Annotated in this window: 21 protein-coding genes; 13 read left to right on the forward strand and 8 right to left on the reverse strand. The window is 49.7% G+C overall.

Features of this window, described 5'->3' with window-relative positions:
• Window positions 1–2 precede the first annotated feature (2 nt).
• Genes hemX through hemC form a run of 3 tightly spaced genes read right to left on the reverse strand, consistent with a single transcriptional unit; the run spans window position 3 to window position 2,899 of the window.
• Complete coding sequence (gene hemX, locus HMPREF3091_RS10205) at window positions 3–1,181, reverse strand: uroporphyrinogen-III C-methyltransferase (protein WP_070715660.1); 1,179 nt, start codon at window positions 1,179–1,181, stop codon at window positions 3–5.
• A 21-nt stretch (window positions 1,182–1,202) separates the two neighbouring features.
• Entirely contained in the window at window positions 1,203–1,943 is a 741-nt protein-coding gene (gene hemD / locus HMPREF3091_RS10210; RefSeq protein WP_070715661.1) for a uroporphyrinogen-III synthase, read from the reverse strand.
• Window positions 1,940–2,899 (reverse strand): hydroxymethylbilane synthase, encoded by a 960-nt coding sequence (gene hemC / locus HMPREF3091_RS10215; RefSeq protein ID WP_070715724.1) that lies wholly within the window; start codon window positions 2,897–2,899, stop codon window positions 1,940–1,942. The genes hemD and hemC overlap by 4 nt, the downstream gene beginning before the upstream one ends.
• Window positions 2,900–3,202: 303 nt before the next feature.
• On the opposite strand from hemC, the gene HMPREF3091_RS10220 reads away from it, so the two are divergent.
• Together HMPREF3091_RS10220 and HMPREF3091_RS10225 are read left to right on the forward strand one after the other, a co-directional pair.
• The gene (locus tag HMPREF3091_RS10220; protein WP_070715663.1) at window positions 3,203–5,752 is read left to right on the forward strand and encodes a class I adenylate cyclase; all 2,550 of its coding nucleotides are present in this window, start codon (window positions 3,203–3,205) and stop codon (window positions 5,750–5,752) included.
• Window positions 5,753–6,288: 536 nt separating this feature from the next.
• Window positions 6,289–6,969, forward strand: coding sequence for an oligogalacturonate-specific porin KdgM family protein (locus HMPREF3091_RS10225; protein WP_118938809.1), 681 nt, complete (start codon window positions 6,289–6,291; stop codon window positions 6,967–6,969).
• A gap of 263 nt (window positions 6,970–7,232) precedes the next feature.
• On the opposite strand, the gene cyaY is transcribed toward HMPREF3091_RS10225, so the two are convergent.
• Complete coding sequence (gene cyaY, locus HMPREF3091_RS10230; RefSeq protein ID WP_008815847.1) at window positions 7,233–7,553, reverse strand: iron donor protein CyaY; 321 nt, start codon at window positions 7,551–7,553, stop codon at window positions 7,233–7,235.
• Between the two features lie 93 nt (window positions 7,554–7,646).
• Here cyaY and HMPREF3091_RS10235 point away from each other — a divergent pair, with 93 nt between their 5' ends.
• The 6 genes from HMPREF3091_RS10235 (at window position 7,647) to uvrD (ending at window position 13,370) form a co-directional block, all read left to right on the forward strand.
• Complete coding sequence (locus HMPREF3091_RS10235; protein WP_035502137.1) at window positions 7,647–7,850, forward strand: LPS translocon maturation chaperone LptM; 204 nt, start codon at window positions 7,647–7,649, stop codon at window positions 7,848–7,850.
• A gap of 74 nt (window positions 7,851–7,924) precedes the next feature.
• Entirely contained in the window at window positions 7,925–8,749 is an 825-nt protein-coding gene (gene dapF / locus HMPREF3091_RS10240; RefSeq protein ID WP_004089289.1) for a diaminopimelate epimerase, read from the forward strand.
• A 32-nt stretch (window positions 8,750–8,781) separates the two neighbouring features.
• Window positions 8,782–9,486: a DUF484 domain-containing protein gene (locus tag HMPREF3091_RS10245; RefSeq protein ID WP_004089291.1), complete on the forward strand. Its 705-nt coding sequence runs from the start codon at window positions 8,782–8,784 to the stop codon at window positions 9,484–9,486.
• Window positions 9,483–10,394, forward strand: a complete 912-nt coding sequence (gene xerC, locus HMPREF3091_RS10250; RefSeq protein ID WP_070715664.1) for a tyrosine recombinase XerC — start codon at window positions 9,483–9,485, stop codon at window positions 10,392–10,394. Before HMPREF3091_RS10245 ends, xerC begins: the two co-directional genes overlap by 4 nt.
• Window positions 10,394–11,122 (forward strand): 5-amino-6-(5-phospho-D-ribitylamino)uracil phosphatase YigB, encoded by a 729-nt coding sequence (gene yigB / locus HMPREF3091_RS10255; RefSeq protein ID WP_070715666.1) that lies wholly within the window; start codon window positions 10,394–10,396, stop codon window positions 11,120–11,122. Before xerC ends, yigB begins: the two co-directional genes overlap by 1 nt.
• Window positions 11,123–11,207: 85 nt before the next feature.
• A complete protein-coding gene (gene uvrD / locus HMPREF3091_RS10260; protein WP_004089297.1) occupies window positions 11,208–13,370 on the forward strand; it encodes a DNA helicase II in 2,163 nt (720 codons plus the stop codon).
• 58 nt (window positions 13,371–13,428) lie between these two features.
• Here uvrD and HMPREF3091_RS10265 read toward each other — a convergent pair whose 3' ends face one another.
• A complete protein-coding gene (locus HMPREF3091_RS10265) occupies window positions 13,429–13,902 on the reverse strand; it encodes a WbuC family cupin fold metalloprotein (RefSeq protein WP_070715668.1) in 474 nt (157 codons plus the stop codon).
• Window positions 13,903–14,379: 477 nt separating this feature from the next.
• On the opposite strand from HMPREF3091_RS10265, the gene corA reads away from it, so the two are divergent.
• A complete protein-coding gene (gene corA / locus HMPREF3091_RS10270; RefSeq protein WP_008815853.1) occupies window positions 14,380–15,330 on the forward strand; it encodes a magnesium/cobalt transporter CorA in 951 nt (316 codons plus the stop codon).
• Between the two features lie 50 nt (window positions 15,331–15,380).
• On the opposite strand, the gene rarD is transcribed toward corA, so the two are convergent.
• Both rarD and HMPREF3091_RS10280 read right to left on the reverse strand, forming a co-directional pair.
• Window positions 15,381–16,271 (reverse strand): EamA family transporter RarD, encoded by an 891-nt coding sequence (rarD, locus tag HMPREF3091_RS10275; protein WP_004089305.1) that lies wholly within the window; start codon window positions 16,269–16,271, stop codon window positions 15,381–15,383.
• Window positions 16,272–16,405: 134 nt separating this feature from the next.
• The gene (locus HMPREF3091_RS10280) at window positions 16,406–16,876 is read right to left on the reverse strand and encodes a thioesterase family protein (RefSeq protein WP_008815855.1); all 471 of its coding nucleotides are present in this window, start codon (window positions 16,874–16,876) and stop codon (window positions 16,406–16,408) included.
• A gap of 187 nt (window positions 16,877–17,063) precedes the next feature.
• On the opposite strand from HMPREF3091_RS10280, the gene pldA reads away from it, so the two are divergent.
• Both pldA and recQ read left to right on the forward strand, forming a co-directional pair.
• Window positions 17,064–17,942: a phospholipase A gene (pldA, locus tag HMPREF3091_RS10285; protein ID WP_004089309.1), complete on the forward strand. Its 879-nt coding sequence runs from the start codon at window positions 17,064–17,066 to the stop codon at window positions 17,940–17,942.
• Window positions 17,943–18,037: 95 nt separating this feature from the next.
• Window positions 18,038–19,876: an ATP-dependent DNA helicase RecQ gene (gene recQ, locus HMPREF3091_RS10290; RefSeq protein ID WP_004089311.1), complete on the forward strand. Its 1,839-nt coding sequence runs from the start codon at window positions 18,038–18,040 to the stop codon at window positions 19,874–19,876.
• Between the two features lie 72 nt (window positions 19,877–19,948).
• Here the strand turns inward: recQ and HMPREF3091_RS10295 are convergent, their stop codons facing one another.
• Window positions 19,949–20,791, reverse strand: a complete 843-nt coding sequence (locus HMPREF3091_RS10295; protein WP_008815858.1) for a 23S rRNA (adenine(2030)-N(6))-methyltransferase RlmJ — start codon at window positions 20,789–20,791, stop codon at window positions 19,949–19,951.
• Window positions 20,792–21,013: 222 nt separating this feature from the next.
• Between HMPREF3091_RS10295 and prlC the strand changes: the two genes are divergently transcribed.
• Together prlC and rsmJ are read left to right on the forward strand one after the other, a co-directional pair.
• Window positions 21,014–23,056 carry an oligopeptidase A gene (prlC, locus tag HMPREF3091_RS10300; protein WP_070715671.1) on the forward strand — a complete coding sequence of 681 codons (2,043 nt, stop codon included), beginning with the start codon at window positions 21,014–21,016 and terminating at the stop codon, window positions 23,054–23,056.
• Entirely contained in the window at window positions 23,040–23,810 is a 771-nt protein-coding gene (gene rsmJ, locus HMPREF3091_RS10305) for a 16S rRNA (guanine(1516)-N(2))-methyltransferase RsmJ (RefSeq protein ID WP_193763986.1), read from the forward strand. The genes prlC and rsmJ overlap by 17 nt, the downstream gene beginning before the upstream one ends.
• Window positions 23,811–23,838: the final 28 nt, after the last annotated feature.

A 23,838-nucleotide genomic window follows, 5' to 3' on the forward strand; every position in this document is an offset into this window, starting at 1 on the left:
GCTTATTCTCCCTGTGCTGTGGGCGCGGAGGCTGGCACAGAAGGTGTCGCCATCAGATTACGCACGCGGGTTTGCATCAGTTTTTCCAACAGTGGTTGGCTTTTTAGCTCCGTTGGGACATCCATATTAATAGACTGCTGACTAAGCTCATCTAACTGGCTCAGGAAGGCTTTTGTCGTGGGGTCATTCACATCGAAGTAAGCACGTACCCACGTAGAGACGGTTTCAAGGGACTGCTGATAAACTTCATTTTGATGGCGTGGTACCGCTTGGGCGGCGACCAGCAAGCGCGAGCGAATGTTTTCACGCAGGTACACATCTTGGTTTGGTGCCAGCAGCGGCTCAGCGCTACTGTCGCGGCGACGCACAGTGATAAACTCAGACATAAAGTTATGCCAGCTTTTCACCAAATTTTGTCGCCATTCGGTCAATGAGCTAGATACTTCACCGTCATCTTCGTCCATCGGTGCCTCATCGCTGTTATTGTCAGCGAGACGCAAATCGTCGACCTGATTAGACAACTGATTCAGTTTGAGAATAATGCCATCAAAATCAATTTGGCTAACGCTCGCTAATGATGCGATATCTTCAGTCAGCGCACGGCGTACATCGATCAGGCTTGGATCGTTCATTTCAGCCAAACTTTCATCGGCGCTTTTCAACAGCGCACCGGCGGTTGTGACGTCCTGATCGCTCCATAGCTTGCGACCGGCTAGCTTAACCAGAAAATCAGCCTGAGCGAGCAACCAGTTTTTCGCATCGCTACCTGAAATCGCGGCAACTTTGGCTTCTAGCTCTTTCAACTGCTGTGACTGAGATGTTTGCAACTGATCGGCAACGCTAAGCGCTTTATTTTGTTGGTTGATCAGCGCATTGATACGCAGTTTTTCTTGTGCCTGCTCGTTATGCAGCGCAGTCAGTTGATCGCTGAGCTCATTATTCTCAGCCTGTTGCGCCAAGGCCTGTTGGTGGCCGTGATAATACAAACCAGCACCGAGCGCGATCACCAAAACAATGGCAATGGCGCCCAGCACTGGCCCTTTAGCGGATTCTTTTTTCACAGTTTTAGCGACCTGCTCACTGGAGATACTATTGTTGAGATTAGATGCTGGCTGGATCTCGTGTTCAGTCGCGGTGTTCTTTTCCTCAACCTTTTCGGATGGGGTTGTCGGTTCCGTCATCTTGGCACTTCCCATAGTCAGTTATTGTAGCGCGCGGATCAGCGCGTCATTATCAGCACTTTCAGCTACCTGAATGTCTTTCCAGCCCAATGCCTGAGCGAGGGTAGCTAACCGTTCGCTAACCACAATCAAACGGCAATGTAATAGCCACATTATCCGATCGTAATCAGGAACTAAATCATACAGTTGTTGTAGCATTTCGCCACTGGTCACGACGAGTGTCGAAATCCCTTGCCGTTGCCAGTGAGCGCTTTGTTCAGCACCATTATAGTGGATAGCACAACGTTGATAGCATTCACACAGTGTTACGTTCACGCCGCGTTGGGTCAATGTTTCGGCTAATAACTCTCGACCACCGTTGCCACGTAATATTAGTGCCCGCTTTCCTGCTATGTCTCTTAATTCAGGGAGAAGTAGTAAGGACTCAGAAGTTTCTGGCGGCTGCGGATAACCGACGGGCAGGCCACTGGCGGTGTGTAGGCGTAGCGCCGTTGGGCGTCCAATGGCAAAATAGCTGAGCTCACGGGGCCATGTCATTCCGTTTCTTTGCAGATAGGGATGGGCATAGCGTACCGCATGTTGTGATAAGGCGAAAACTAGATCGCCTGAAGCAAGCTGTTGAAGCTGAGCGGGTAACGTTGTTAACCCTGAACCAGGCGTAAAGTCGATAAGCGGAACATGATAGGCCGCTCGCCCCAGCGTTCGCAGTCTACTGACTAGGGCTTCACCAGCTGGTGATGGGCGAGTGACCAAAATACTCATCGTGGCGTTTGCCCTTGATAAACGTCTTCCAGAATTTCCCGTGCACCGCGTTCAAGTAATTCTTCAGCCAGAGAAACGCCCAGATCCGCGGCTTTAGCGCGTGGGCCACGGCGTTCACCGCGAATAATGAGGGTGCCGTCAGGTTTCCCCACTAAAGCACGCAGCCATATTTCATCGCCATTCAGCTCAGAATAGCTGCCGATCGGAACCTGACAACCCCCTTCCAAACGTGTATTCATCGCGCGTTCAGCGCTGACGCGAGTGGCGGTATCAATATCATTAAGCGGAGCGAGTAACGCTTGGGTCTGAACATCATTTAAACGGCACTCTATCCCCACCGCGCCTTGGCCGACGGCTGGCAGAGATTGTTCTGGCGGTAGTGCATAGCGGATACGTTCTTCAAGCTCTAAGCGTTTCAAACCCGCAGCGGCCAGAATAATAGCGTCATAGTCACCGTTATCCAGTTTTGCTAAACGAGTTCCCACGTTGCCACGCAGATCGCGCACGATGAGGTCTGGGCGAATCTCTCTTAGCTGACACTGACGACGCAGACTAGAGGTGCCAACGATGCTGCCTTCAGGCAGGTCTTCCAAACGTGCATATTTAGGCGAGACAAACGCATCGCGCGGATCTTCGCGTTCGCAGATGGTGACTAGCCCTAAACCTTCGGGGAAGGCGACCGGAACATCTTTCATTGAATGCACGGCAATATCGGCACGCCCATCCAGTAATGCGAGCTCCAGCTCTTTCACAAACAGGCCTTTGCCGCCCACTTTTGCCAACGGAGTATCCAGCAGAACGTCGCCGCGAGTCACCATAGGCACCAACTCCACGGTCAAATCTGGCCAATGTGCTTGCAGATGATCGCGGACATAATATGCCTGCCACAGTGCCAGTGGGCTCTGTCTGGTAGCAATGCGTAGGGTCTGGTTTGGCTGAGACGTATTTTCTTGCATATGAATATCCATTTTTATCCTATGCTTCATCCTATCATTTTGTTAGCAAACCTGCAGCGCTGGAACCTAATGGCTGTTTGATGGGAAAATAATTGGGAAGGGGAAAGGATGAAATAGTCGGTAAGATCAACGACAAGAAAGGCGCTACAATAAGTGTGTGGCTTTACATACTTTACGGTCAACCAGCAAGGTGTTAGATTGATCACGTTTCCAGCAATTTCTTATTAAAACATTTCTTACTAAAAAACGGTGAGATACGGAAACAGGGTTCTCTCAGACACTGGAATAATCAGGCGAAACGTCTTGTACCTCTACATCGAGACACTGAAACAGAGACTGGATGCGATAAATCAACTTCGGGTTGATCGCGCTTTAGCGGCTATGGGGCCGGCCTTTCAACAGGTTTACAGTCTGCTGCCAACCTTATTGCATTACCACCACCCACTGATGCCAGGTTACCTTGATGGTAACGTTCCCCACGGCATCTGCTTCTACACGCCTGATGAAAATCAGCAAACCTATTTACATGAAATCGATCTCCGTTCTCCCGGCTTTATTGCTGCGGACAATCCCGGCCAACTGCCGATCACTGGCGTTTACTCAATGGGAAGCACTTCATCCATCGGGCAAAGCTGTAGTTCGGATTTGGACATTTGGGTATGCCACCAATCTTGGTTGGATGGCGATGAGCGCAATCGGTTACAGCAAAAATGTACACGGTTGGAAAAATGGGCTGCGTCGCTTGGCGTGGAGGTTAGCTTCTTCCTCATCGATGAAAACCGTTTCCGCCATAATGAAAGCGGGAGTTTAGGCGGGGAAGATTGTGGCTCCACCCAGCATATTCTCTTGCTTGATGAGTTCTACCGCACTGCGGTACGTCTAGCGGGCAAGCGTATTCTGTGGAATATGGTGCCAAGCGAAGAAGAAGCACACTATGACGAATACGTCATGTCGCTGTACTCTCAGGGCGCGTTAACGCCAAACGAATGGCTAGACCTTGGCGGCCTTAGTTCACTTTCCGCGGAAGAGTACTTTGGTGCGAGTCTGTGGCAGCTATATAAAAGTATCGATTCTCCTTACAAGGCCGTGCTGAAAACCTTGTTGCTCGAAGCTTATTCGTGGGAATACCCGAATGCTGAGTTGCTCGCGATCACGATTAAGCAGCGTTTGCACAAGGGGGAGATTGTCTCTTTCGGGCTTGACCCTTACTGCATGATGCTAGAGCGTGTGACGCATTATCTGGAGCAGATTAACGATACTGCGCGTCTCGATTTAGCTCGCCGCTGCTTCTACCTGAAAGTGTGTGAAAAATTGTCACGTAGCCGCGCCTGCGTAGGCTGGCGACGTGAGATTCTGAGCCAGTTGGTTGAATCTTGGGGCTGGGGTCAAGAGCGCATTGAAGTGCTCGACGATCGCGCTAACTGGAAAATCGAACGGGTACGCGAAGCGCATAATGAGCTGTTAGATGCCATGATGCAGAGTTACCGCAATCTGATCCGCTTTGCGCGTCGAAATAATCTTAGCGTAAGCGCCAGCCCGCAGGATATCGGGGTGCTCACCCGTAAACTCTATGCGGCGTTTGAGGCATTGCCGGGTAAAGTCACGCTGGTGAACCCGCAGATTTCTCCCGATTTATCAGAAAAAAACCTAACCTTTATTCACGTGCCGATTGGCCGAGCCAACCGTACTGGCTGGTATTTGTACAATCAAGCGCCGACTATCGACACGATCATCAGTCATCAACCGCTGGAATATAACCGCTATCTGAACAAACTTGTGGCGTGGGCGTATTTCAATGGACTGCTGACTGCGGATACCAAGCTACACATCAAGAGCAATAACAACCTGTGCGATATTAATAAACTACAGGAGCTGGTTCATGATGTGTCTCAGCATTTCCCTATACGTTTGCCAGCCCCATCGCCGAAAGCGTTGTATAGCCCATGTGAAATCCGTCATCTGGCAATTATCGTCAACTTGGAAAACGATCCAACGGCGGCGTTTCGCAATCAGGTGGTACATTTCGACTTCCGCAAGCTGGACGTATTCAGTTTTGGCCAACAACAGCAATGTTTAGTCGGCAGCATCGACCTGCTGTACCGTAACTCGTGGAATGAAGTGCGTACTTTGCACTTCAGCGGCGAGCAGGCGGTGTTGGAAGCGCTGAAAACGATTTTAGGCAAAATGCATCAGGACGCGGCGCCACCGGAGTCGGTTGAAGTTCTGTGTTATAGCCAGCATCTGCGTGGTTTGATCCGTACGCGGTTGCAGCAGTTGGTATCTGAATGTATTGATTTGCGCTTATCGAGTACTCGCCTCGAGCCAGGGCGTTTCAAAGCCGTACGCGTGGCGGGACAAACCTGGGGACTGTTCTTTGAGCGCTTAAGCGTTTCGGTGCAGAAACTCGAGAACGCCGTTGAGTTCTACGGGGCGATTTCGAATAACAAACTGCATGGCTTATCTATTCAGGTCGAAACTGAGCAGGTACATTTGCCAGCGGTGGTTGATGGCTACGCAAGCGAAGGGATTATTCAATTCTTCTTTGAAGATGGTGATAACGAAGGATTTAACATCTATATTCTGGATGAAACTAATCGCGTAGAAGTGTATCACCATTGCGAAGGCAGTAAGGAAGAACTGGTGCGTGATGTTAGCCGTTTCTACTCTTCATCGCACGATCGCTTCACCTATGGTTCAAGTTTTATCAATTTCAACCTGCCGCAGTTCTATCAAATCGTGAACGTTGATGGTCGCTCACAGGTGATGCCGTTTCGTGCTAACACCTTGCCGCAGTGTAATGTGAACGACGATAACGACGGCGCGCCGCTGAAACAGCAGTTCCAACTGCATTAAAAATATAACGACATAGTGTTATTAAAACTAACCTATGTCGTTATTTCATTTAAATTCTATATGCCATCATTAATTCTATTTGCTTTGACGCGCTTGAGCCATTTTGAATGATACAGAATGCCTGAAATATAATATCCATAAATGCATCTGGCTATATCGAAGTGCCAGTAGACTCATTTGGCATCATAATACTTAACTTATAATTATGAATCTTTATCTGATAGTTAGTTTCATATTAGAGGTGGTGTTTTTTCTAAATGAGGTTTTACCTTTATTAAAGTTGTGATTTATATTCTTGTGAGCTTTGATTCTATGCCATAAAAAACTATTACTTGGCAGAAATACAAAGGTGAACTTAGAAGTGTAAATGTACAGTCTTCGTCAGAATACGTTCGTTCTGCTGATTTATATTGGCGAAATTATGTATATCTCTAAAGCAATCCGAATTGTAGCCAGAGACCATATGATTTTAATTATGGTAAGACTATTTTTTTGATCCTGAATCCGGGCTCCTCGTTTAATATGGAATGTTAATGATGAAGAAAATCGCGTTTCTATTATTACCTCTATTATCCAGCACAGCTAGCGCAGTTATGGTCGATTTGCGTCATGAGTATCTTGACGACTCAAAAGCAAACTACGATCGCGTTTACATTTCACATCGCTTTGACAATGGTTTTGGTTTCGCCGTAGAGGCCAAAACCCGTTCAGGCGGGGATGACCAAGAGCGACCATTCAGTGAGTTCGGTGATAACGGCGATGAGTATACGCTAAGCTATCAATTCTCAACCTCAGATTTTGTTATACAGCCTGGCTTTGTATTGGAAACGGCCTCATCAACGGCTATTTATAAGCCATACCTTCGAGTTCAATATAATATTAATGATCAGTGGTGGGTGGCTGGGCGTTACCGCTATGAATATAGTCGTAACACCGATAGTGGTTCAGAGGTGGATAAAGATGATGGCCATATGAATCGCGGCGATGTTTGGCTTGGATATAATGTAGGCAACCTTGGATTTGAGCTTAATGCATTATATAAAAAATCAGACCAGGTCATTTATAATAATGATAAAGATGATTATGAATATAATTTCCGCACTTCTTATAAAATAGATAACATTACTCCTTATGTTGAAGTCGGTAATGTTTCTGTTTCTTCTTCCTCAGAGGATCGTCAAACTCGTTTCCGTGTTGGGATGGCATATACATTCTAATACCTGATGTTAACATCTATGAGTTGTGCGCCTATTGATGGAATGTATCATTTCTTTATATTTTGAGTGTCATCCTTTATTTATTTTGATGATATATACCGTATAGAGTTTGCATTGCAAACAGTAAGGAATCTACCCTTTAGCGTTATGCAACGTAAAGTATCGGCGGTATAAATACTTCCTTGTCATGAATATCTCATGACAAGGCGTTTTTTTCTCACATCAATCGCTGATGCTGTTGGCTTCGCCCAACGTATTCCCTATCAAGAGATCTTAATCTCTTCACCAGACTGTGCGCTGCACGCCGTTGACAGCAGGGCGTAAAACTCTTCGCCGCTACGGTCGCAGATCCATCCGGTATCGCGGAAGTTGAAGTGATAGCCGCCCGCTTTGGTTGCTAGCCATATCTGATGCAATGGCTCCTGACGGTTGATCACGATTTTGCTGCCATTTTCAAAAGTCAGCGTCATCACTCCGCCATTGGTTTCGTAATCGATGTCGGCATCACCTTCATAAGCGTCAATGGCCTCTTCGATGTTTAACATCAGCTTATCTGCTAACTGGTGAAACTCGGTATCGTTCATATTCATTTCCTATTGCTTTTCAGGGTCCAACTGCGATTATAGAGAGCTTATAAGTTGGATCCACACGCATTAATACAATAAATGGTAATGACCATGAAAAAACAATTTCGTCTGGCCTTGGTGGCTTTTTCCCTATTCGGCCTTGCAGGTTGCGGTTTGAAAGGGCCTTTGTACTTCCCACCGGCTGATGCGCCAGCGGCAAAACAGAGCCAGCCAGATACACAAACTAATGCACCTGCTGCTAATCAGGGGGCGAATACACCCTCTAATATTGCCGGTGTAGAGCAAGGCCAATAATCCAAGATAGCGAGAACTGTCAGGATGTTATTTAGGTGACGACGGAAGTTAAGACGTAGGGTTGAGAGGTAGGTATGCAGTTCTCTAAAATGCACGGTTTAGGCAACGATTTCATGGTCGTTGATGCTGTAACACAAAACGTTTACTTCTCGCCGGAGCTTATCCGCCGTCTGTCCGATCGACACAATGGTGTGGGCTTCGACCAGATGCTGATTGTCGAACCGCCCTACGATCCTGATTTAGATTTTCACTACCGAATCTTTAACGCCGATGGCAGTGAGGTCGGACAGTGTGGCAATGGCGCGCGCTGTTTTGCCCGTTTTGTCCGGTTGAAAGGATTGACCAATAAACGTGAAATTCGCGTAAGCACGCAGAATGGCCGTATGGTGTTGAAGGTCAGCGACGACGAGCTGGTCACGGTGAATATGGGTGAACCGATTTTTGAGCCATCAAAGATCCCGTTCAAAGCGGTGAAAGCAGAAAAAACCTATATCATGCGCGCGGCTGAACACACCATTCTATGCGGCGCGGTATCCATGGGAAATCCGCACTGTGTGTTACAGGTCGATGACGTTGAAACTGCATTAGTTGAAACCATTGGTCCGGTTCTGGAAAGTCATGAGCGCTTCCCTGAACGGGTAAACGTTGGCTTTATGCAGGTAATTAACCGTAATCAGATCAAATTGAGAGTGTATGAACGCGGTGCAGGCGAAACACAAGCCTGCGGCAGTGGTGCTTGTGCTGCGGTTGCCGTGGGTATTCAGCAAGGCCTGTTAGATGAGAATGTACAGGTTGATTTGCCTGGCGGCCGCCTGCAAATTCGCTGGAATGGGCCGGATAATCCGCTGTTTATGACAGGGCCAGCTACGCATGTTTATGACGGCTTCATACACCTATAATTCATCCGTTTATGAGTGAGCGATAGACAACTATGAGCGACATCGAAGATCGGGTATTGGACAATCTGGCGCTAAATGATGCACAGGTGATGGAGTATCTGCTACAGAACCCTGACTTCTTCATTCGTAATGCGCGCAATGTGGAACAGATGCAGGTTCCCCACCCGGTGCGCGGTGCTGTTTCATTAGTTGAATGGCAGTTGAATCGACAACGTCAGCATATCTTCAATCTGGAAGAAGAGATCACGTTGCTGATGGAACAGGCCAGCGCCAATGAAGTTTTATTTAATCGTTTGTTAGAGTTACAAGGCCATTTGGCAGGGGCTGACAGCCTCTCTGATTTCCTCCAGCGCTTTAATCGCTGGGCACGTTCTCTTGGGCTGGCAGGCGCGAATATCCGTTTGTTTAGCGATAAATGGTATCTGAATGCGCCATCTGACTTTGCTCATTTAGCTCTTTCGCGCAATGACTTTGAGATGATGCGGATCCAACGGCTCGGCAATCAGAACCACTATCTCGGGACGTTGAACGGCCCTGAGTTGCTGCTAGTATTACCGCAGGCCAAAATGGTGGGCTCGGTGGCGCTATCTCTGATGGGCGAATTTGGTGATTTAGGGCTAATTATCTTTAGTAGCCGTGACAGCCATCATTATCAGCAAGGTCAGGGCACCGTGTTGCTCGATCAACTTGCCTTGCTGATGCCGGGGCTAATAAGCCGATGGATTGAACGCCAATGAGCGTAGAAACCCAGACGTTAGCGTTACCCGTGGAGGCGTTTCTGCGTTTTTTGCGCGTCGAGCGCCAGCTCAGCCCGCATACTATTGAAAGCTATCATCATCAACTGATGGCGATTATTGAGATTATTTCGGCCTCGGGTCTACGTGACTGGCGGCAGCTTGATTCCAATCAGGTACGCATGATTACTGCGCGCAGCAAACGCAAGGGGCTGGAGGCGGCCAGTATTGCGCTTCGCCTCTCTTCGTTGCGTAGCTTTCTCGATTGGCAAGTCAGCCAAGGCGTCATGTCTGTCAATCCTGCCAAGGGGATTAGTGCCCCCAAACAAGCGCGTCATTTACCTAAAAATCTCGACGTCGATGACGTCAACCGCCTGCTGGAGATTGATTCCAGCGATCCCCTCGCTGTTCGCGATCGCACTATGCTTGAGGTGATGTATGGCGCAGGCCTCCGTCTTTCCGAGCTGGTAGGGCTCGACTGTCGTCACATGAATATGGCTTCGGGCGAAGTCTGGGTGATGGGGAAAGGGAGTAAAGAGCGTAAACTACCCATTGGTCGCACCGCGATCCATTGGTTAGAGCAGTGGCTACCATTGCGTGAAATTTTCGATCCGGTTGATGATGCGGTTTTTGTATCCAAATTGGGAAAGCGAATTTCTGTGCGCAGCGTACAGAAGCGGTTTGCCGAATGGGGCGTTAAACAGGGCGTCACCAGCCATATCAACCCGCATAAACTACGCCACTCGTTTGCAACGCACATGCTGGAATCTAGCGGCGACCTGCGTGCGGTGCAAGAGCTTCTTGGCCACGCTAATCTGACGACGACCCAAATCTATACCCACCTTGATTTCCAACATTTGGCGAAGGTGTACGATGCGGCGCATCCACGCGCTAAACGAGGAAAATCCTGATGTATTCGAATCTCCATTTTTATCGCCCGCTCAAAGCGATTGCGGCTTTCACCTTTGATCTTGATGATACGCTGTATGATAACCATCCGGTCATCATGCGTACCGAGCGGGAATCATTGGCATTTTTACAGCAAAATTTTGAACCGTTACGCGAGTGGCAAAGTGCAGACTGGCAGCGTTTACGCGCAGAACTCCGCGCCAAAGACCCAGAAATTTGTCACGATGTGACCGCATGGCGCTGGCAAGCGGTGTATTTAGCGCTAACACGTGGCGGCTTTAGTGAAGCGCAGGCTAGCGCGGGTGCTGATTCTGCAATGGAAAATTTTGCTCACTGGCGCAGCCAGATTACGGTACCGGAATCTACGCATACCACGCTGCGAGCGTTGGCAGAAAAGGTTCCTTTGGCAGCCATTACTAACGGTAACGCCGATCCGACCTTGTTTGGCCTCGCTGATTACTTTGCGTTTATTCTGCGTTCAGGTCCAGACGGTCGCTCAAAGCCTCATGACGACATGTACCGTACGGCACAGCAACGTTTGAATGTTCCAATGACTCATATTCTACATGTCGGCGACGATCTCACTACAGACGTAGCTGGCGCGATACGCAGCGGCATGCAGGCTTGCTGGATCAACGACCGCGAACGTAGCCTAACAACGGCCTCAGATAGCCGTTTGTTACCTCACGTTGAGATTTCACGGTTGGATTCGCTCACGGCGCTGATATAATCTCCAATAATCTGTATAAATTCCCAGTGAAAAAGACGTATTTCGTTTAACGAAGCGCCTATTTCCCCATTTTAAAACGGTGCCTATGGACGTTTCCGATCTGCTCAACAGCCTTAATGATAAACAACGCGAAGCCGTTGCTGCGCCGCGCAGCAATCTTCTGGTGCTGGCTGGAGCCGGAAGCGGCAAAACTCGCGTGCTGGTACATCGCATCGCGTGGTTGTTGTCGGTAGAAAACTGTTCGCCATACTCAATTATGGCGGTAACGTTCACCAACAAAGCGGCTGCAGAAATGCGCCACCGTATCGAGCACCTGATTGGTACGAGCCAAGGCGGGATGTGGATTGGTACTTTCCACGGTTTGGCACACCGCTTACTGCGCGCGCATCATTTGGATGCTAATTTGCCGCAGGATTTCCAAATTCTCGACAGCGACGACCAACTGCGTTTGCTCAAGCGTATTGTTAAAGCGCTTAATCTTGACGAGAAACAGTGGCCGCCGCGTCAGGGCATGTGGTACATCAACAATAAAAAAGATGATGGCCTACGTCCGCAACACATCGAAAGCTATGGCAATCCGGTAGAACAAACCTGGCTGCGTGTCTATCAGGCATATCAAGAGGCTTGCGACCGCGCAGGTTTAGTCGATTTCGCCGAGCTGCTGCTTCGCGCTCATGAGCTGTGGCTCAATAAGCCGCAAATTCTCAATCATTACCGCGAACGCTTCACCAATATTTTGGTGGACGAATTTCAAGATACTAACCGCATTCAATACGCTTGGATCCAAATGCTGGCCGGTAACACGGGCAAAGTGATGATCGTGGGGGATGATGACCAGTCAATCTACGGCTGGCGCGGTGCGCAGGTAGAAAACATCCAACGTTTTCTGGATGATTTTCCCGGCGCGGAAACCATTCGTTTGGAACAGAACTACCGTTCAACCAGCAATATTTTGAAAGCAGCCAACGCCCTGATTGAAAACAACGACGGGCGTTTGGGGAAAAAACTGTGGACGGAAGACGGCGACGGCGAAAAGATTTCGCTCTACTGTGCGTTTAACGAATTAGACGAATCACGTTTTGTCGTTAACCGCATCAAAGCTTGGCAGGACAACGGCGGGTCCTTAAATGACTGCGCAATTCTGTATCGCAGCAACGCCCAATCACGTGTATTGGAAGAGGCATTGCTACAGGTTGCGATGCCATACCGTATTTATGGTGGGCAGCGGTTCTTCGAACGTCAGGAAATCAAGGATGCGTTGGCTTATTTACGCCTAATTTCCAACCGTAATGACGATGCAGCCTATGAGCGCGTGGTAAATACGCCAACGCGTGGGATTGGCGATCGTACTCTCGATGTGATTCGTCAGGCGGCGCGCGATCGCCAACTGACGCTATGGCAGGCGACCCATGAGCTCATCCAAGAGAAAGTATTTGCAGGCCGCGCATCGGGGGCGTTACAGCGTTTTATCGAGCTGATTGATGCTCTGGCAAGTGATACGGCGGATATGCCGCTGCATGTACAAACGGATCGGGTGGTACGTGATTCTGGTTTGCGTCAGATGTATGAGCAGGAAAAGGGCGAAAAAGGCCAGACGCGAATTGAGAACTTGGAAGAGCTGGTGACCGCAACGCGTCAGTACAGCTACGAGGATGAAGACGAAGACTTGCTGCCATTGCAGGCATTCCTATCACATGCAGCGCTTGAGGCCGGTGAAGGGCAGGCAGACGCCTATCAGGACGCCGTTCAACTGATGACGTTGCACTCGGCGAAAGGTTTAGAGTTTCCTCAGGTATTCATCGTGGGAATGGAAGAGGGAATGTTCCCAAGCCAAATGTCGCTGGACGAGGGTGGACGTTTGGAAGAGGAACGCCGTTTGGCCTACGTTGGCGTAACGCGAGCGATGCGCAAGCTAACGATAACCTACGCGGAAACTCGCCGACTGTATGGCAAAGAAGTTTACCATCGTCCTTCTCGCTTCATTGGCGAATTGCCGGAAGAGTGCGTGGAGGAGGTTCGTCTGCGAGCCAGCGTTACACGTCCGGTAAAACATGCCAGCATGGGAACGCCAATTAGCGCCAACGACAGCGGATTCAAGCTGGGGCAGCGCGTTAAACATGCCACCTTTGGTGAAGGTACGGTAATCAATCTGGAAGGCAGCGGAGAACATAGTCGTCTACAGATTGCGTTTCAGGGCGAAGGCATCAAGTGGCTGGTTGCCGCCTATGCCAAGCTAGAGGCGATGTAACCATTTTCTGTCATCCTAGCTCTTTTTACGGTGTATGGAGCTAGGATGAATCAGCTCATCAGCTGCAGTATTTATCCCCAATTTGCGCTTGTGCGTACCACGTCATGAGTACCTGAGTCCCTGTCTCTCCTTCGGCTGGAGCCCAAGGTGCAGAATCTTGCTCACTGACTGGCACATAGCCACCGTGTTTAACCTCAAAAATCACGCCGCCGTTATCCAGAGACAGCACTGAATGCCATGTGCCTGCATCCATTTCTAATGCGGCACACTCTTCGCCCAATACCACGCGACGAGTTACGCAGCCGCTCTCATCAAAGTTCAGCACGAGAAAGCGCCCACTCAGCGGTAGCAGGAGTTCAAAGGTGTGCGGATGTCGGTGTGGACGAATATAGGTGCCAGGCTCCATGGCAATCGCGAGTCGCTGCACGGGATCGCTCAGTTCGGGATGGAAATTGCGATGGGCACGTAATCGAGGGGCCGCTGCTGCCGTGGCGCTTTGCTGTTTCAGGTCATCAAAAGTGATTTGTTTCATTGGGTTTGCCTGATTTTAGGACTTGTAGAGTCCATATGATGGATGCTTTGGTATAAGGTAATAGAAGGGCGTATTTAACGATATGATTTTTATGTGGCAGCCTTTATGCAAATGCGGTGGTGAGGGCGGGACTCATAAATATTTTGGTATGAAACATCCTGAGCGAATAATGTTCTGTAATTACTCACAACGCCAGTTGACAGGCTTTTTCGTATCGGCGTAACATGCGCGCACTATTATCTGTGAGGACATACGCCTTGGACACACCCAGTAGATACTGGCTCAATGAACCCGTTTGCGGGTACAACTTCTAAGGCTATCCACTTATGCTGATAGCCTTCGTGGTTGTCAGCGACTTCTTTATGTCGCTATGAGTCAGATCTGATATGGTCTGAAACAGCTAGGTGACGCTACCCCTCGTTTGTTTCCTGTGCTCCATGCGTGATCCTTAATGTCACCGCAACGGAGTTTAAAAGCATGCTAAGTGCATTTAGATTAGACAACAGCCGCTTATCCCGTCTGGAGCTGGATGACACGGAAGATCTGACATCATCTTTGTGGGTCGATTTGGTCGAGCCGGAAGAAGATGAGCGTCAACGAGTTCAAGATGAGCTAGGGCAAAGTCTGGCAACTCGCCCAGAGTTGGATGATATCGAAGCATCTGCACGTTTCTTTGAAGATGAAGACGGCCTACATATTCACTCATTCTTCTATTATGAGGATGCGGAAGATCACGCGGGTAACTCCACCGTGGCATTTACCATCCGCGATGGTCGCTTGTATACGCTACGCGAGCGCGAGCTTCCTGCATTTCGCTTGTATCGCATGCGGGCGCGAAACCAGATGCTGGCCGATGGCAATGCCTATGAGCTGTTGCTCGATCTGTTCGAAACCAAAATTGAGCAGTTAGCGGATGAAATCGAAAACATCTACAGCGATTTGGAAAAGCTAAGCCGCGTCATCATGGAAGGTCATCAGGGTGATGAGTACGATGAGGCGCTTTCGACGCTGGCGGAACTGGAAGATATCGGCTGGAAAGTGCGTTTGTGTTTGATGGATACCCAGCGAGCACTTAACTTCTTGGTTCGTAAAGCACGTTTGCCTGCTAGCCAGTTAGAACAGGCGCGCGAAGTGCTGCGAGATATCGAATCCCTGTTGCCACACAACGAATCCCTGTTCCAGAAAGTTAACTTCTTGATGCAGGCGGCAATGGGCTTTATCAACATTGAGCAGAACCGCATCATCAAGATCTTCTCGGTGGTATCCGTGGTGTTCCTGCCACCGACGCTGGTGGCATCCAGCTATGGTATGAACTTTGAGTTCATGCCGGAGCTGAAATGGTCGTTCGGTTATCCGGGGGCGATTGGCTTGATGTTGTTGGCAGGACTTGCGCCGTATTTATATTTCAAACGTAAAAACTGGCTGTAACCCGCAGTATTTCCTCTCATCCCTCCCCTTGATGGGGAGGGATATCCGCGTTAGCTCCGCAACTTTCTCTGCGTATACAGTGCATCCAGAATAAACAGTAACAGTGCCGCCCAGATAAAGCCGAAGGCAACTAGTTTATCCTGCGTCATCTGCTCGTTGTAAAACGTGATGGCCAGAATAAACATCAGCGTTGGGCCAAGGTACTGGAAGAAACCTAGCGTGGACAACCGCAGGCGCGTCGCGGCAGCGGTGAAGAACAGCAGTGGAATCGTTGTGACAATACCTGCAGCGATCAGCAGTAGGTTAAGCGAGATTGGGTTTGCGCTCAGGTGGCTGGTCGCACTGTCAGCGATGCCAAATAGATAAATAGCGGCAACGGGCAGTAACCACAGAGTTTCAATCAGCATACCGGTTTGAGCATCGACCGCGATTTTCTTACGAATCAAACCATAAAATGCAAAGCTGAACGCCAGCCCGAGTGAAATAACTGGCACCGAGCCAAATTTCCACAGCTGAATGAGCACACCACAAACGGCGAGAGCTAACGCAATCCACTGCATCCTGCGGAAGCGCTCACCGAGGAAAACAACCCCGAGCAAAACGTTTACCAGCGGATTAATAAAGTATCCGAGGCTGGCCTCGAGCATATGGTTATTGTTTACCGCCCAGATAAACAGCAGCCAGTTGCCGCCGATTAAACAGGCGCTAAGTGCCAGCAAGCCGATCTTGGCAGGCGTTTTGGCCAGCGCGCGTACCTTAGACCAGTTTTTGCTCAGTGAAAGCAAGACCAGCATGAAGAAGAATGACCAGATTACGCGGTGGGTCAGGATTTCAGTGGGTGGAACCTGCTGAATCAGCTTGAAATAAGCAGGCGCTATGCCCCAGATAAAATAGGCAGCCAGAGCAAACAGAATGCCATGACGAGTTTGTTGCGAATCCATGAAACACTTCCGAAAAAATGAATAGGCGCTGAGTCTACTGTATTTTCCCGGAATGTTTCATAGTGGTAACGGAGATGATCCTATTAACCCTAACTTATCCCAAGATTTCGTGAGAAACCGGTAAAAAATGCTGCCTATCCGACCATATACGTGGCGGTCGCTGAAGCGATGTGGAGGTTTTGTTCGTTGTGGAGTTCTACACGCGCTACGGCAACTTTATTACCGGCACGTAATAGGCTGCCGCTAGCGGTGAAACGCTCACCGCGTCCAGGGCGCAGATAGTCTACCCGCATATCGATGGTGCCCATTTTCGATAGCCGAGCCAACAACTCCTCTTGTGTGATTTCATCGTGGCGCAGCAGCGCGGAGCCCACGCAAACCAGCCCCGCGCATACGTCTAGCACCGATGCGATAACGCCGCCGTGTAAAATCTTCTGATGTGCGTTACCCACTAACATCTCTTTGGAATCGAAAACCAGCTCGGCATAGTCCGCCTCGAAGCGCTGAAGCTCTAAACCCAGAGAACGGTTAAACGGCATGTGGTAAACGAAGATTTCACTAATCAGTGCGCTAGCTTTTTCACGGGTTAAAAAAGTGGGGGACATGGAACGTTCCTTTCTTTCGCAGATGACATACAAACGTTATTGTTAATTTTATGTTGATATTATGCTTAATGATTGTTTGTTTCCAGCGCCAATAAGAATGATGAACGTTCACGCAGCGCCCCTTCCGTGTAGAATGTCGCCTTTAAATCATTTATGGCGTAACTATTTCCTCGAAGGGGTATCAATAATGCGGATGGGATGGATGATGTTAGCGGGACTGCTAGCAGTTTCTGCGGCGGTTCAGGCGGAAGAGGCTACGGTAAAGCAGGTTCACGATAAGCCATTGGTGAAAGGTAGCATTATCGCGAACATGCTACTCGAGCACGATAACCCATTCACGCTTTACCCTTATGATACGAACTACCTGCTCTACACTGAAACGAGCGACGTAAATAAAGAAGCTATTCGGTCGTATGATTGGGCAGATGACGCACGTAAAGATGAAGTTAAATTTCAGTTGAGTTTGGCCTTCCCTCTCATCCGTGGTATCGCGGGCGATAATTCGGTGTTAGGGATGTCCTATACTCAGCGCTCGTGGTGGCAGGCCTTCAACCGCAGCGCTTCTTCTCCCTTCCGTGAGACAAACTACGAGCCACAGCTATTTGTTGGCTGGTCAACGGACTATCAGCTTGGTGACTGGACCCTGCGCGATATTGAAACGGGTTTTAATCATCAGTCTAACGGGCGTTCCGACCCTACCTCGCGCAGTTGGAACCGCGTTTATGCGCGCCTGATGGCGCAAAATGGTAACTTCCAGGCGCAGATTAAACCCTGGTATCGCATCCCTGAAAGCAGCAGCAAAGATGATAATCCAGATATCACCAAATATATGGGCTATTACGAAGCCCAGATCGGTTATCAATGGGGGGAAAGCGTTTTGACGGCGAAGGGGCACTATAACTGGAATACCGGTTATGGCGGTGGTGAGTTGGGCTGGAGCTATCCGTTGACCAAGAGTGTCCGTTTTTATACTCAGCTATTTAGCGGCTATGGTGAGTCAATGATTGACTATGACTTCAATCAAACCCGCTTCGGCGTCGGTATTATGCTCAACGATTTTATGTAATTTGTAATCAGCACACATCCGCTAACGACAAAACCGGTGCATACGCCTAAAATAGCGCCGGTATTTACTATCACCCCCTTTGGTTGAGGAGCAGCGTGGCAACGGCAGCAGTTATCAACGCAGAAATGCTGGCAGAACAGGTTTTGCGCGATACGTTCGGGTATCAGCAATTCCGTCCTGGACAGCAAACGATTATCAATGCTGCGATCGCTGGCCGGGATTGTCTGGTTGTGATGCCAACCGGAGGCGGCAAGTCTCTGTGTTATCAGATTCCTGCGTTAGTCATGGAAGGTTTAACGCTGGTGGTTTCGCCGTTGATTTCTCTGATGAAAGATCAGGTCGATCAGCTACAGGCCAACGGTGTGAGCGCTGCGTGTCTTAACTCCACGCAAAACCGTGAACAGCAACAGGAAGTTTACGCTGGGTGTCGTAGCGGAGCGATAAAGCTGTTGTATATCGCGCCAGAGCGGTTGATGATGGATAACTTCCTCGATCAGCTCCCCCACTGGAACCCCGCGCTGCTTGCGGTCGATGAAGCGCATTGTATTTCGCAATGGGGACATGATTTCCGCCCTGAATATAGTGCGTTAGGCCTGATAAAACAGCGTTTCCCTGATATTCCGGTTATCGCGTTAACCGCGACCGCCGACGATGCAACGCGGAATGATATTGAGCGTTTGCTGTCGCTCAACGATCCTCTGGTGCAGGTCAGCAGCTTTGATCGCCCAAATATTCGTTACACCCTGATTGAAAAATTCAAACCGCTCGATCAACTGATCCGCTTTGTTCAAGAGCAGCGTGGTAAATCCGGCATTATCTACTGTAACAGCCGTGCGAAAGTGGAAGACACCACCGCCCGTCTGCAAAGCCGTGGTTTCAGCGTCGGAGCCTACCATGCAGGGCTCGATCACGAGCACCGCTCTTCCGTGCAAGACGCTTTTCAGCGTGATGACTTGCAGATTGTGGTGGCGACGGTGGCGTTTGGCATGGGGATCAACAAGCCTAACGTGCGCTTTGTGGTTCATTTTGATATTCCACGTAATATTGAAGCTTACTATCAGGAAACCGGTCGTGCTGGGCGCGATGGTTTACCTGCTGAAGCCGTGTTGCTTTACGATCCTGCCGATATGGCGTGGTTACGTCGCTGTTTAGAAGAGAAACCTGAAGGGCAGCAAAAAGAGATTGAGCGTCATAAACTCAATGCGATGAATGCGTTTGCCGAAGCACAGACCTGCCGTCGCTTAGTTCTGCTGAATTACTTTGGGGAAGGGCGACAGGAATCGTGCGGAAACTGTGATATTTGTCTCGATCCACCCAAGCGTTACGATGGTTTGGAAGATGCGCAAAAAGCGCTGTCGGCCATTGCCCGCGTTGGACAGCGATTTGGTATTGGTTACGTGGTGGAAATTTTGCGCGGTGCAAACAATACCCGTATACGCGAGTTTGGGCATGACAAACTCAAGGTTTATGGGCTAGGGCGCGATCACACCACCGAGCACTGGGTTAGCGTATTGCGTCAGCTCATTCATTTAGGATTAGTGACACAAAATATTGCTATGCATTCCGCGCTACAGCTGACGGAGTCTGCTCGTCCGGTGCTACGTGGTGAAGTGCCTTTACAGCTTGCTGTTCCGCGTGTGATAAATCTCAAATCACGCAGCAGCAGTAGCCATGCCAGTAAAAATTACGGCGGAAACTATGACCGCAAGCTGTTTGCCAAACTGCGTAAGCTACGTAAAGCCATTGCCGATGAGGAAAATATTCCACCATACGTGGTTTTCAACGATGCAACATTGTTAGAAATGGCAGAACAGATGCCGATTCGCGCCAGCGAATTGCTGAGTATTAACGGTGTGGGACAGCGTAAACTGGATCGTTTCGGTGCACCGTTTATGACGCTGATTCGAGAGCACGTCGACGGTGATGATGAGTAGTTTTGAGGGGTAATTTTGTCTCCCCCAGTTCTTCCGAGGGAGACTTCCGTTATTTCTTACGTCTTTCTTTTCTTACTCAGGCACAATCCATTCCACTTTCGCGTGGCCAGTACCTTCAGGCACCAATACCTTGTGTAGCCAAGGCAGCACGTCGCGCATTTGCTGTTCCAGCTTCCACGGTGGGTTAATGACAATCATGCCGGAAGCGGTCATGCCGCGCTGATCGCTGTCTGGGCGTACCGCGAGCTCAATTTGCAGAATGCGACGGATACCGGTGTCTTGTAAATCGCGCGTCATTCGTTTGATCTGCTGACGCAGGACAACGGGGTACCACAACGCATATACGCCAGTAGCGAAGCGCTTATAGCCTTCCTGAATGCCTTTCACCACGTCCTGATAATCGGTTTTCATCTCGTACGGCGGATCGATTAGCACGAAACCACGGCGCGACAGGGGTGGCAGCTGTGATTTCAACTGTTGGTAACCGTCAGCTTTCATCACTTTTGCGCGCTCGTCTTTAGCGAATTCATTACGCAGGAGAGGGAAATCGGTCGGATGCAGTTCGGTCAGATGAATTTTGTCAAAATCGCGCAATAACTGGCGAGCAATCAACGGCGAACCAGGGTAGTAACGCAGTTGCTCTCCGCGGTTAAAATGTTTTACCGCGCTAAGATAGGCTTCCAGCTCGGCGGGAATATCGTCGCGCTGCCAGATACGAGCAATACCTTCTAGGTATTCGCCCGTTTTTTCAGCATGCTCACCACTGAGCTGATAACGCCCTGCGCCGGAATGCGTGTCCAGATAAAGGAAAGGCTTATCCTTTTCTTTCAGCGATTCAATGATCAAACTCTGAACGGTATGCTTGAGGACATCGGCATGATTGCCGGCGTGAAAACTGTGGCGATAACTTAACATGTGAGGCTTCTCCTGCTCTGGGGTGGCATTATCTATCAAAGCGATTGAACCTGCCAGCCATTGATTTTCGCTACACTTAACCTCATCTTAGATCTAACGCGTATTTTATACCGGTTGCCCGTAGAATTGGGGGGCTGGTTGAATCTATTCATATGCCGCGTTGCTGCGGCTAAGACCGTTAACCTTTGTTGTTAATGGCAAAACTATACAGGACGCTTCCTTATGACCAATCCGTTACTGACGCCGTTCGAACTGCCACCCTTTTCTAAAATCAAACCTGAAGACATCGTTCCTGCGGTGAAAGCTGCACTGGCAGATTGTCGTGCTGAGGTGGAGCGCGTGGTTGCACAAGATGCGCCATTTACGTGGGATAACCTGTGCCAGCCACTGGCTGAAGTTGATGACCGTTTGAGCCGTATCTTTTCTCCGGTCAGTCATTTGAACTCCGTACAAAATAGCCCAGAGCTGCGCGAAGCCTACGAACAGTGTTTACCTTTGCTGTCTGAGTATGGCACGTGGGTTGGCCAACATGAGGGGCTATACCAAGCCTACCGTAGTCTGAAAGAGGGTGCTGGCTTTGCGGTACTCACCAAGCCGCAGAAGAAAGCGGTAGAAAATTCACTGCGCGATTTTGAACTGTCCGGCATCGGTTTGCCGAAAGAGAAACAGCAGCGTTATGGTGAAATCATGGCGCGTTTGTCCGAGCTGGGTTCAGCATTTAGCAATAATGTGTTAGATGCCACTATGGGTTGGAGCAAGCTGATTACTGACGAAAAAGAGCTGTCAGGCCTGCCTGAAAGTGCGATGGCTGCGGCGAAAGCGTTAGCAGAATCCAAAGAAAAGGAAGGGTGGCTACTTACTCTGGATATTCCAAGTTATCTGCCGGTCATGACCTATGCCGATAACCGTGAACTACGTCATGAGATGTATCAGGCGTTTACCACGCGGGCATCCGATCAAGGACCAAATGCAGGTCAGTGGGACAACAGCGAAATCATGGCTGAAACGCTGCAGTTGCGTCATGAACTTGCACAGCTGTTGGGCTTTAAATCCTATGCCGATAAATCATTGGCGACCAAAATGGCAGAGAGCCCACAGCAGGTTCTGGCATTCCTCAATGATTTAGCTGAACGTGCTCGCCCACAGGGTGCTCAGGAATTAGCTGAGCTGCGTGAGTTTACCCGCAAGCACTATGATGTGACTGAGTTGGAAGCGTGGGACATCACTTACTACAGCGAAAAACAGAAACAGCATCTGTATTCCATCAGCGATGAGCAACTGCGTCCTTACTTCCCTGAGCAGCGCGTATTAAGTGGTTTGTTTGAAGTAGTAAAACGCATTTACGGTATTACCGCTAAAGAACGCCATGATGTCGATGTGTGGAATCCTGAGGTTCGTTTCTTCGAGCTGTATGATGCGACGGGCGAACTGCGCGGTAGCTTCTATCTTGACCTCTACGCGCGCGAACACAAGCGCGGCGGGGCATGGATGGATGACTGCGTTGGGCGTCTGCGTCGTGCCGACGGCAGCTTACAAAAGCCGGTTGCTTATCTAACCTGTAACTTTAATCGCCCAATCGGTGATAAACCTGCGCTGTTCACTCACAATGAAGTGACAACGCTGTTCCATGAGTTTGGCCACGGTTTGCACCACATGCTAACCACCATTGAAACCGCTGGTGTTTCTGGCATCAACGGGGTGCCGTGGGATGCCGTCGAGCTGCCAAGCCAGTTCATGGAAAACTGGTGCTGGGAGCCAGAGGCGCTGGCGTTCATCTCAGGTCACTATCAGACCAATGAACCGTTGCCTCAGGAAATGTTAGATAAAATGCTGGCAGCGAAGAACTATCAGGCGGCGTTGTTTATTCTGCGTCAGCTAGAGTTCGGGATGTTCGACTTCCGTCTGCATACCGAGTTTGATCCTGCGCAGGGCGCTCGTATTCTTGAGACGTTGAAAGAGGTAAAAGCGTTGGTTGCAGTGATGCCATCGCCGAGCTGGGGACGTTTCCCACATGCCTTTAGCCACATTTTCGCCGGTGGTTATGCTGCGGGGTATTACAGCTATCTGTGGGCAGAATTGTTATCGGCTGATGCTTTCTCTCGTTTTGAAGAAGAAGGGATTTTCAACGTCGATACCGGTCGTGCATTCCTCGACAATATCCTGTCGCAAGGCGGCTCAGATGAGCCAATGAATCTCTTCAAAAACTTCCGTGGCCGTGAGCCTAAAATTGATGCGATGCTGCGTCATTATGGCATCAAGGGCTAATTCGTTGAGTATTCAGTTATTGTTGGAAGAGGGCGCCGATAGCGGCGCCTTATCGCATTTAGCCGAACGCTGGGGACTGGTTCACGATCCTGAAGCGGTGATGGCGTTGGTATTAACGCCGGAACATTTAGAACTGCGTAAGCTGGATGAACCTAAGCTAGGCGCGATTTTTGTCGATTTTGTCGCGGGAGCCATGGCTCATCGCCGCAAATTTGGCGGTGGTCGTGGTGAAGCCGTCGCCAAAGCGGTAGGCATCAAAGGTAGCTATGTGCCGAGCGTTGTGGATGCCACAGCAGGCTTAGGCCGTGATGCCTACGTGTTAGCTTCCGTGGGTTGCCACGTACGCATGCTAGAGCGCCATCCCGTGGTGGCGGCTTTGCTCGACGACGGCTTGCAGCGTGGCTATGCCGATCCAGAAATTGGGGGGTGGCTACAAGAGCGTTTAACGCTGCTGCATGCGTCCAGTATTGATGCGTTGAAAGATCTCACGCCCGCGCCGGAAGTGGTTTATCTCGATCCGATGTATCCGCACAAACAGAAAAGTGCGCTAGTGAAGAAAGAGATGCGGGTGTTTCAGTCATTGGTCGGGGCGGATTTGGATGCTGACGCATTGTTGGCGCCGGCGCGTGCTCTGGCCACGAAACGCATTGTGGTGAAGCGACCAGATTATGCGCCTCCGCTGGCAGATGTTCCTGCGCATGCGGCGACCACAACCAAGAACCATCGCTTTGATATCTATACGCCGCTAAAGTGAATCTGGCGATCATCTTTCTGCCTAGCCC

Origin of the sequence: Hafnia sp. HMSC23F03 (assembly GCF_001816025.1) — a bacterium.
Classification (GTDB): domain Bacteria; phylum Pseudomonadota; class Gammaproteobacteria; order Enterobacterales; family Enterobacteriaceae; genus Hafnia; species Hafnia paralvei.